Source organism: Luteibacter sp. P4_E6 (genome assembly GCF_056401535.1).
Genome location: NZ_JBFUJE010000374.1, coordinates 1 through 3,863 on the forward strand (window position 1 = coordinate 1; position 3,863 = coordinate 3,863).

Annotated in this window: 4 protein-coding genes; all 4 read left to right on the forward strand. The window is 63.1% G+C overall.

The window, feature by feature from the left end:
- The coding region (locus tag AC1DT2_RS17445; protein WP_477297719.1) for an FUSC family protein at positions 1-1,933 on the forward strand (1,933 nt) is incomplete at its 5' end.
- Positions 1,923-2,123: a DUF1656 domain-containing protein gene (locus tag AC1DT2_RS17450; protein ID WP_477297720.1), complete on the forward strand. Its 201-nt coding sequence runs from the start codon at positions 1,923-1,925 to the stop codon at positions 2,121-2,123. The genes AC1DT2_RS17445 and AC1DT2_RS17450, both read left to right, overlap by 11 nt.
- 17 nt (positions 2,124-2,140) lie before the next feature.
- Entirely contained in the window at positions 2,141-3,025 is an 885-nt protein-coding gene (locus tag AC1DT2_RS17455) for an efflux RND transporter periplasmic adaptor subunit (protein WP_477297721.1), read from the forward strand.
- 50 nt (positions 3,026-3,075) lie between these two features.
- Positions 3,076-3,863, forward strand: a 788-nt coding sequence (locus AC1DT2_RS17460) for a TolC family protein (protein WP_477297723.1), incomplete at its 3' end; no start/stop codon positions are given.

Here is a 3,863-nt window from a genome sequence, read left to right on the forward strand (position 1 = left end):
GTTCATTGCCTTCAGTTTCGAGTTGCCCAATCCCTGGTGGGCCGTCATCACCGTTTTCTTGACCAGCCAGCCCTCGATTGAGGGCGCGGTCTGGGCCAAGGCAGCGTTTCGCGTGGTGGGCACCGTCATCGGACTCATCGCTGCGCTAGCCATTATCCCCAACACGGTCGACGCGCCGGAACTGATGCTCATAGCGCTTGCCAGCTGGCTTGCACTCTGCGTCTATGTCTCCTTGCAAGACCGCACGCCGAGAAGTTACCTACCGCTGTTGGCAGGTTACGGCGCCATCCTCGTCGGCTTGCCGGTCATCGACAACCCCGTCAACATCTTCACGACGGCTATTGCCCGCACTGAAGAAATCCTGATCGGGGTTGTGTGCGCATCGCTCGCCCACGCGCTGATCCTACCTAGGAGTGTGCATGCGGTCCTAGGTGCCAAAGTCCAAGGTGCGATAGAAGGTGCGCGGGGGGCCATCACCAAAGTCATTGACGGGGCCACCGCGCCGGCCGACGAACTCAGCCGGTTGCGCTTTGCCACTGCGACAGTCGATGTCGCCCTGCAGGCCTCGGTGCTCGCCTTTGAATCGCCCCGGGGCCAAAGCCGAGCACCGGCTGCCAAGGCTCTTGCTGAGCGCCTTGCAGCCCTATTGCCCCTGCTCTCTGCCGTCGACGACCGCCTGAGCCAACTACCTGCCCGGGACCGAAGCCCTGCCCTTAAAGAAGCGCTCGCTAGGGCGAGGGACTGGTTTGAGGGTGACGGGCTTGACGCATTTGGACTTCGTGCACTCAAAGCATTACTGCGCGCAACTGTGCCGGCTGCAACGGCCACGACAGGATGGACCGCACTTGTCGAAATCAGCCTTGCAGAACGCATGGGCGAGCTAGCCGTCGCATGGCACGAGTGCCTGCATCTGGCCGACGCACTGGCAACGCCCGACCGTGATATGAGCCCGACGGCGGCACGTCTGGTTGAACACTCCCCGGTCTTGAGTCTGCACGTCGACCAGGCCGTAGCTGCCTGGTCTGCGCTCAATGCTGCCATCGCCGTTCTGGTGTGTGGCGGATTGGCTCTTTGGATTCAGTGGCCTCCAGCGACTGTCGGCATCGGCATCGCCGCCGTACTCACGTCGCTCTTTGCCGCCTTCGACGACCCGACCCCCGTCATGCGCAAGATGCTGGTCTGGACACTTGCTTCTATCCCCATTGGCGCGATTTACGTGTTTGCCATCTTGCCCTTGCTCGACGGTTTCATTCCGCTGGCCATTGTCCTTTTTCCGCTCATCGCGATTCCCGCAGCACTCATGACCGTGCCCCGGCACGCGCTGCGCGCCCTGTCGGTGCTGCTGGTCACCACCACTGTCATCGGTATCCAGCCGAGTTATCACGGCGACATGGAAGCGTTTGCCAACCTCGCCCTGTCGTCATCGCTTGGCACCACGGTTGCCCTGCTGCTCACCCAAGCAGTCCGGGTGATGGAAGGCCAGTGGGTCGCCCGGCGCATTGTCCGCTCCGGCTGGCGCGACTTGTCGGCGCTTGCAAGGCGACCGCCGGCCTCGGTCGTCCCCTTTGCTATGCGCATGCTCGACCGGGTCGGGTTGCTCTTGCCGAGAATTCCGCCCGCATCGCGACTGGCGGCCAGTAGCCTACGGGACCTTCGCATTGGCGTGAGCCTCAGTGAACTCATTGCCCTACGTGCCGTCATGGACGAGACCGGGACGATCGGCCTTGCGCGCTTGCGAGAAGCGCTGGTCCGCTACTTTGACATGCTTGCGGTCAGACCCGACGCACCAACGCCTATCCAGGTCACCGATGCGCTTGCCTCCTTGCAGCCGACGGTGCTCGCTCTGATACCGTATCGCTCGCGCCTGCGTGGCGTGTCGGCCTGGGTCGGTCTACGCCACACTCTTGCCACGAGAGACGGCCATGAACGGTGAGTGGGACGTCGGCGGGGTTTTTTTGCATGGCGCGCTAGTGACAGCACTGCTCGCCGGTGTCAGCCACCTCGTGCTCCGCTGGGTTCTTGGCCGCACGCACGCGTATGCTTGGATGTGGCACCCCGGCCTTGCCGATGCCGCCCTCTTTGTCGTTCTCTGGGCCGGCTTCGCAGCCGTGCTCCACCGCTGATGGTCTGGATAGCTGCCATGCGTCCCACTCTGCGCGCAATCATCCGCGTCCTCGTCACCCTAGTCGTGGTGTTCGCTGCCTGCCTTGCGGGCTATTTCCTGTGGCAGTACTACCAGGTGGACCCCTGGACCCGCAACGGGCGCGTGCGTGCCGACACCATCCAGATAACTCCGGACGTAACTGGCCTTATCACGGAGGTGCATGTCAGGGACAACCAGCGCGTGAGGCGCGGCGAGCTTTTGTTCGTCATCGATCATCCCCGATTTACACTGGCGCGCGCGCAGGCCGCCGCCAATGTGCGCACGCTCGACATCCAGATTGACCAGGCCCGTCGTGAAAACGCGAGAAACCGGCGTCTTGGCAACCTTGTCAGCAACGAGATGCGCGAAGAGAGCCAGATGAAGGTCGACACGCTCACTGCCAACCGTCTGCAGGCGCAGGCTGCACTTGATACCGCCGACCTGAATCTCGCCCGGACGGATGTGTTGGCACCCACGGATGGCATCGTGTCGAACATCGAGCTCCAGCCGGGAGATTATGCGACGGCGGGGAAACCAGTTTTTGCCCTCATCGACACTGCGTCGTTGCGCGTGGAGGGATACTTCGAGGAAACAAAAATTCCCCGCATCCATGTGGGTGACGTGGTCGATGTCATCTTGATGGGTGAGTCGGCCGTCATGCATGGCCATGTCGAGAGCATTTCAGGAGGTATCGAAGATCGCGACACGGTCAGCAGCCCGAGGCTGCTTGCCAACGTCAACCCGACCTTCAACTGGGTACGGCTTGCCCAACGCATCCCCGTGCGGGTCAGGCTCGATTCGATTCCTGCCGGCGTGCTGCCCATTGCCGGGCGCACGGCAACCGTACGCATCAGGCCTGTCGTTATCAGGAATCCGAGATGAGGCGGCGAGCCCTTGTGCTTGCAGCCGTGACCCTGCTAGCCGGATGCACGGTGCTCACGCCTGATTACCGTCGCCCGCCTTCTGCCGTCATGGAGCGGCCCGATGTACAAGGCCCATTTCGGGTCATAGATAATTCCGCTGTCAGCGTAGCACCCGCTATCGACCAGTGGTGGCGCCTGTACGGCACGCCCCAACTCAATTCCCTCGTCGACCAGGCGTTGACCGCCAACACAGACGTCCGCATCGCTGTCGCTAACCTTGCCCGTGCGCAGGCGGGTCTTGACGTCTCTCGCGATGCCCGCCTGCCCCAGATCGGCCTGCAAGCAGCCGGCGCCTATGCACGCGACTCTGCAGAGGAACAGTTGGTCGCGGGCCCGCTGCCAAACGAGCGCACATATGAGCTCGGTGCATCGGTGTCGTACCAAGTTGACCTCTTCGGCCAGGTGCGCCGTTCGATCGAGGCTGCAAACGCCAACGTGGACGCCGCACGGGCCGCCCAGGCGGCAACCCGAATGACGGTCGCCGCCCAGACGGTGCAAGCCTTCATCGGCGCATGCGCGGCCGGGCGGGAACTGGTGGTGGCCCGGCGCGCCATCGATATCCAGCGGCAGGAGACCCAGCTTGCATCGCGTCAGTTCAGTGATGGCCGGAACACGTCGCTGGACGTGACCCGCTCTACGACGCAAGAAGAACAACTGCTCTCCACGCTCCCGGTCTACGAGAGCCGGCGGAAAGAAGCCCTCTATCGCCTGGCAGTCCTTACGGGTGTTCCGCCCACCGGTTTCCCGCCGAACCTCGCTGACTGCACCGCGGAGCCCGTCCTCACTCAGGCCATTCC

Coding starts and splice junctions, on each gene's coding strand:
- AC1DT2_RS17455 (WP_477297721.1), top strand. CDS start 2,141: ATGCGTCCCACTCTGCGCGCAATCATCCGCGTCCTCGTCACCCTAGTC.
- AC1DT2_RS17450 (WP_477297720.1), top strand. CDS start 1,923: ATGAACGGTGAGTGGGACGTCGGCGGGGTTTTTTTGCATGGCGCGCTA.